The following is a 5,518-nucleotide window of genomic DNA, read 5'->3' on the forward strand; positions in this document are numbered from 1 at the left end:
CGTGATCGCAATCGCGTCGAGCGTATGTTCAATCGGCTCAAACAGTTCCGACGTATTGCTACTCGCTATGACAAAACAGCGCTCTCATTTCGTAGCTTCCTTAACATTGCAGCAGCCAAAATATGGCTACCGTCTTTTGTCAACAGAGCCTAGCACACTCCAAATTTCTTATTTGGTGGCAACTGATCCATAATGCCGGAATGATCCTTACGTCACTGACCTAACGCCCTATCCCAAGACCTTGGCTCTTACCTCGGCTCAGCTTTCTCTCAAGGCCCTCTTCCTGGGCCTTCTGCTGCTGCACCTGCCGTCTCTCCGCCTGGACCTCGCGCGCAAGGGCCGCACGGTCCTGCAATTGCTCCAGCTTTTCCTCGGCCTGGGGCCGAACGGCGGCCAAAGCGTCACGCTCCTGCCGTTCTAAGTCGGGCAGCGCCAGGAGGCGCTCTGCATGCCTCACTTCTCCGGTGGTCAACCGCATCGTTGCGCCCTTCTCGGAGGCTTCATGCACCTCCAATTCGCGATCCGGTTTGATTCCCATCCGATGGCCATATTGGGCAAGCGTCCCCATGCGTTGCCAGCGCTTGTCGCCCTGGTCGATCGCGTCGTCCCGCTGCTGTCGGTTCTCCTCGATCGCTTTCTCGGAATGGACCAGGTCCGCCCGTGCCCGATCGAGCCGATCGGCGACCGCAGCATAATCCGGCGACACCAGCCGCGCCGCATCGGCGACCGTCATGGGACGAGCGTGGCGGGCGTTTCGGTCCTGCACGGTCGCGGCCTCCAGCGCCCGGCTGTAGGTCCAACTATCGGCCGCCAGCAGCTCCTGCCGCTGCCCCGCGCGGGCGGCCTCCGATGACGACATCGGTCCGACCGCCCTCGCCGCGGACGGCTGCTCCTGGGCCACCGGTTTAGTCAGCCCCAGCAAATACGTCCGCGCGTCGAATGTTTCCTGCTTGGATGTGCCGCGCTCTGGTTCTGGGACCAGTGTCGGCAGATGGGGCGCCGCCCGGGGCGCTTCCCTTTCGGTCTGCGCCTTCCTGACTTTGGCTCTCAACGAATCTTCCCGGGGCGCGAGCGCCTGGGCCGGCCGCACCTGAGCCGGCCGCGCGGTTACCGAGCCTTCCCGCTCCTGCTCCCTTTCCCACCCTGCAGGAGGCTGGCGCTCGGCATCGCGGACGACGATCTCGCTCTCCGGCACCAAACCGTTAGCGTATAGGCCCCGCCGCTCAGCATAACCCGCCCGCGCCGCTTCCATTTCCACGGGAGTGCCCCGCTCGTAATCGAGCGTGGTCTCTTTGGCCTGCGACCGCGACAGCCGCGTCTTCAGCGCACCGATGTCGCGCAGCTCATCGCGGCCGGCGTAGAGTGTCACGCGCTCCCGGTGCCGGGTCATCGCGACATAGGTCAGGTGCCGGTCCATGGTGCCGCTGGCGAAGACAAAGGCGCGGTCGACGGTCGCCCCCTGGGCCTTGTGGATGGTGGTGGCATAGCCGTGGTCCACGGCGGCGTAATCGGCCATGGAGACCGCAACCGTGCGGCCTTGGCCTGGCCTTCCCTGCGAGTCGTCCAGCCGCACGACCAGCCGATCCTCTTCGGCGGTTTCCACCGTACCGAGCATGCCGTTCTTCACACCGAGATCGCGGTTGTTCTCCCGGAACATGAGCCGGTCACCGGGTGCAAACGCTCGCTGACCCTCCGTCGTCTGATAGACGCGCTCATCGGCCAATTCGCCCGTCGCAAGCCGCGCGGACCGGATGGCGTCATTGAGCTCTAGGACATCGACGCGGCGATGCGCCAGCACCAGGCGGGACCCGTTCGGACGTACCGCGCGATCCAGCATCACGTCACGCACGATCGCATCCCGCGCCTGCTCGACCGTCGGCTCAAACCGGATGGCGCCATGCTCCGCGTAAGCCGCCAGCCCCTCCACTGTGCGATGCCGGCCGAAGTCGACGGAGGCCGCCCGCTGCCAGTCCTCCCGTTGCCGACGCACCTCTGACAGTTCGACAAAACCGACGCGCTCGGCGATCGCCCGGAAGGCCGCCCCCGGCCCGATCGGCTGTAACTGCTCGGGGTCACCGACCAGCACGACTTTGGCGCCGGCCCGGTCCGCGGCCGTGATGAACCGGGACAGCTGTGTCGAGCCGACCATGCCCGCCTCATCGATGACAAAGACATCGCGAGGGCCAAGCTGATCAAACCCCCGCTCCCAGCCGCGTTCCCAGCTCGCCAAGGTGCGCGACGGAATGCCCGAAGACTCCTCCAATCCTTCCGCTGCCTTGCCGGCCAGGGCTGCGCCATGAACGCGGTAGCCCTCTGACGCCCAGGCGCTGCGCGCTGCCGCCAGCATCGTGCTCTTGCCCGCCCCGGCTAGGCCCACGACCGTCGCAATCCGCTCGGGCCCCGTCACGTGGCGCACCGCCGCCTGCTGCTCCTCGGTCAGCGTCATGCCGCGGCCCGCGTGCGCCGCAATCGATCCGTCGACCCATCGCTTTGCGACCCAGAAGCTGTGCCCCTCCGCCATCCGGTCGGCACTGACCGCCATGTCGCGTTCGACGCCGACCATCTCCTGGGTCGAGTAGCGCGCAGGCTCCAGAACATGCCCCTGGGCGTCCCGCTGCTCGGCCTGCAGCTCGACCAGAGCCGGAGAGGCCATGACCTTGGCGAGTGCCGCCTGGAAGCTCTCAGCATCCTCCACATAACGATGCAGCGCCCGCGCCACATCGCGACGGTCGAAGACGCTCTTCTCCCCGGTGATCAACGCCAGAACCTGCTCGGGCTTCTCCCGGATCAGATTGGCATTCCGCTGCGCCGCCGCCGCATCGATCCGTGTGCGCGAGACAGGCTTCTCCTGGCGCGCCATCTGCGTCGCATGAACGCCCATATGCTGGGTCGGCTCGATTTCGAGCCCCCGTTCCCGATGGCTGCGATGATCGACCCGGAGATCCAGCCCAGCCCGCGCCAGCTGCGCGTTGGTCCGCTCTTCCCACCGGGCCCGCAGATCTCGCAGCTGCGCATGCGAGGTCGGCAGGCCGAGAGCCACCAGGCGCTTATTCTCGAGCTCGAGCTCCGACTTCTCGCCCAGCCCCTCTGGCCCGACTTTGCGTGTCGTCATCATGATATGGGCGTGGTGGTTCCGCACATCCGTGTGCCCGTGCGGGCTGTGGATGGCGAAGTCGACGGCCACCCCATACCGGCCGGCCAGCTCTGCCGCGAAGCCGCGCGTCAGGTCGAGCCGCTGCTCTGACGACAACTCATGCGGCAAGGCCACTTCGATCTCGCGGGCGACCCGGGCATCCTTCCTCTTCTCTGAGGCCTCAGCCGCATTCCACAGCGCCGATCGGTCCCGTGCCCAATCGGCGCCCACGACCCCAGGCACCACAATCTCGGCATGCTCAACCCCGGACCGCTTGCTGAAGTCGTGGACCAAGCCGTCGCGCTGATTCTCCAGCGTCTCGGCCGCACGATAGGCGGCTGCCGCGACGGCACTCCGTCCCGACCCACGCGACATGGGCTTCATGCTCAGATGATAGATCGCCATCGCCGGTTGACTCTACCAGCACTGAGTTGCGCAGCAACTCGTAAGTGCGCCCTTACTCGCTAAAACTCGCGCGGGTCGGCGGTGCGCTTTATCACATGTACGATATTGAACCCGTTCGAGTGCTTGCCGTTAACTCTATTGGTTCCGCTAGGATCGTTGCCACACGACAAGGAGAACAATGGTGAGCAAAGTCACCGCGGAACGACTGGCCAAGCTGCAAGAGAAGGCCGATCAAACAATCGCACGCTTGCAGGCAGCAAAGGCCAGAATGGCCGAGACCGAACGCAAGCTCGATACCCGTCGTAAGATCATCGCGGGCGGTCTGCTCTTCGACGCTGCCGCCAAAGACAAGCAGTGGGCGCATCATCTCGCTGTCCTCCTGACGCGCATCGATCGTCCGAATGACAAGGAGCCCTTCAAGGATTGGACAATCGACAAATACAAGGCAGAGGGTGGCAAACTGGGCGACCGGCGAAAGGCAAAGCTTGCGGCCGCTGATGATGATGCGGCCGAGGATGAACAAGACGGTTTAACGCCAGAAGAAGACGGGCCAACGGCGGTGAGTGCTGCCGACTGAGATCCGTCATGCGCACCGTTATCATCGTCGCGATCGGCTCTCTATTGGCATCCTGGGTCACTGCCCATGCCGATAGCGTGGCGGCTTTGGGCCGCCCCTCCTCCACGGTGCCAGGTTGCGTCAATGCCTGAAACCCAACCGACGCTAAATACGGCCAGACCTGCGAAGCGCAGGCCGCGATGCAGGCCTGGCAGGAGCGGACGAGCGCAATCGATACGGCACGCGATGTCATCGTCGGTGCGTCCCGCGATCCCAATCGCGCCGATAAGGAAGCTGTCCGCGGCGCCTTGGTGACATTGGCCGATTCCGCGACCGCCATCACCAGCAGCTTCCATCCGCAGCCGCTGGAGCAGGATACCTTCGCGAACACGTTGGCCTGGATGCGCAAGCGGCTTGAGGCGTTCGGTCTGCCGATCCCGAACAGTCTCAGCGATGGCTTCTGGACTATGGCGCGCGGGCTGGACGATCCCCGAATTCTTATCGCGGATCGCAATGCGATCTATGACCGCAGCGCCAGCATGGCGGACGCGCTCAGCGAGGCCGTGGCGGAGACAACGGACTCTATCGCGCCCGATACCAATGCCGCTGTCATGGCCGCACACCAGGCGGCAGTGGCAGCCGCAGAGGCCGCCGACCTTGGCCAATACGATGCTGCTACCGCCGCAGCCGCCATTGCCAAAGCTGCCGGTCCCAATCATGCCGCGCTTGCCGATGGGCAATTCCGCATCCTGCAGGCGTCCGTCGCCCGCCACCCAAACCAGGCCAGCTATTCAGCGCGCACAGGACGCAAACTGTCGGCCATCCCGGACGGGCTCTTTGGCCTCCTCGGCATCTGCCTTTTCTTCGCACTGGTCAGCTTCAGAGCACGAATGAGAGTTGGTGGCGTTAAGGCCGCATTCGAAGGCTCCCTGCTCTTCATTGTCGCCGCTGCCGTCAGCTGGTTGCCGGTCGTCGTGCTCCTCGCGCTTGGCCTTCTGCCCGGTGGGATCTGGCCCGGTCTCTTATGGCTGGTGCTCTTCGGCATCCTCTTCACCGGCGGCCATCGCTTCGTGCCGGCTCGGTTCAAGAAGGGCTGGTTTTCGCTGGCTGGCCTCTTCGGCAGCAGCCAGGCACCGAGCACCCATGGCACGGCGCATTTTAGCGAGGTCGAGGATGCGTCCCGAGGCAATCACCTGACCCCCACCGCCCCAGCCGACGCGTTTTCCTTGGGCTGGCTGCGCGGCACCGGCAATCTGGCGGATGGACGGTTTCGCCAGCATGGTCACATCCTGACCTGCGCGCCGACCGGCGCCGGTAAAGGCATCGGCGCCGTTATTCCGAACCTCCTGGATTATCCGGGCTCAGCCTTCGTTCTCGACTTCAAGGGTGAGAATTACGCGGTCACCGCCCGCGCACGGCGCGAG

At 64.9% G+C, this 5,518-nt stretch carries 5 protein-coding genes; 4 read left to right on the forward strand and 1 reads right to left on the reverse strand.

Annotation, left to right across the window (positions count from 1 at the left end):
* Positions 1-153 (forward strand): transposase (locus ASILVAE211_RS25485; RefSeq protein ID WP_227324176.1); only part of this gene is annotated, 153 nt, incomplete at its 5' end.
* Positions 154-220: 67 nt separating this feature from the next.
* Here the strand turns inward: ASILVAE211_RS25485 and traA are convergent.
* Positions 221-3,538: a Ti-type conjugative transfer relaxase TraA gene (traA, locus tag ASILVAE211_RS25490; protein ID WP_227324173.1), complete on the reverse strand. Its 3,318-nt coding sequence runs from the start codon at positions 3,536-3,538 to the stop codon at positions 221-223.
* 181 nt (positions 3,539-3,719) lie between these two features.
* Between traA and ASILVAE211_RS25495 the strand changes: the two genes are divergently transcribed.
* The 3 genes from ASILVAE211_RS25495 to ASILVAE211_RS25500 all read left to right on the forward strand — a co-directional run.
* A complete protein-coding gene (locus tag ASILVAE211_RS25495; RefSeq protein WP_227324174.1) occupies positions 3,720-4,115 on the forward strand; it encodes a hypothetical protein in 396 nt (131 codons plus the stop codon).
* 8 nt (positions 4,116-4,123) lie between these two features.
* Positions 4,124-4,246, forward strand: a complete 123-nt coding sequence (locus ASILVAE211_RS26240; RefSeq protein ID WP_264479116.1) for a hypothetical protein — start codon at positions 4,124-4,126, stop codon at positions 4,244-4,246.
* Between the two features lie 48 nt (positions 4,247-4,294).
* Positions 4,295-5,518: type IV secretory system conjugative DNA transfer family protein (locus tag ASILVAE211_RS25500; RefSeq protein WP_227324175.1), on the forward strand; the 1,224-nt coding region annotated here is incomplete at its 3' end.

This window comes from Acidisoma silvae (assembly GCF_020618775.1).
Classification (GTDB): Bacteria; Pseudomonadota; Alphaproteobacteria; order Acetobacterales; family Acetobacteraceae; genus Acidisoma; species Acidisoma silvae.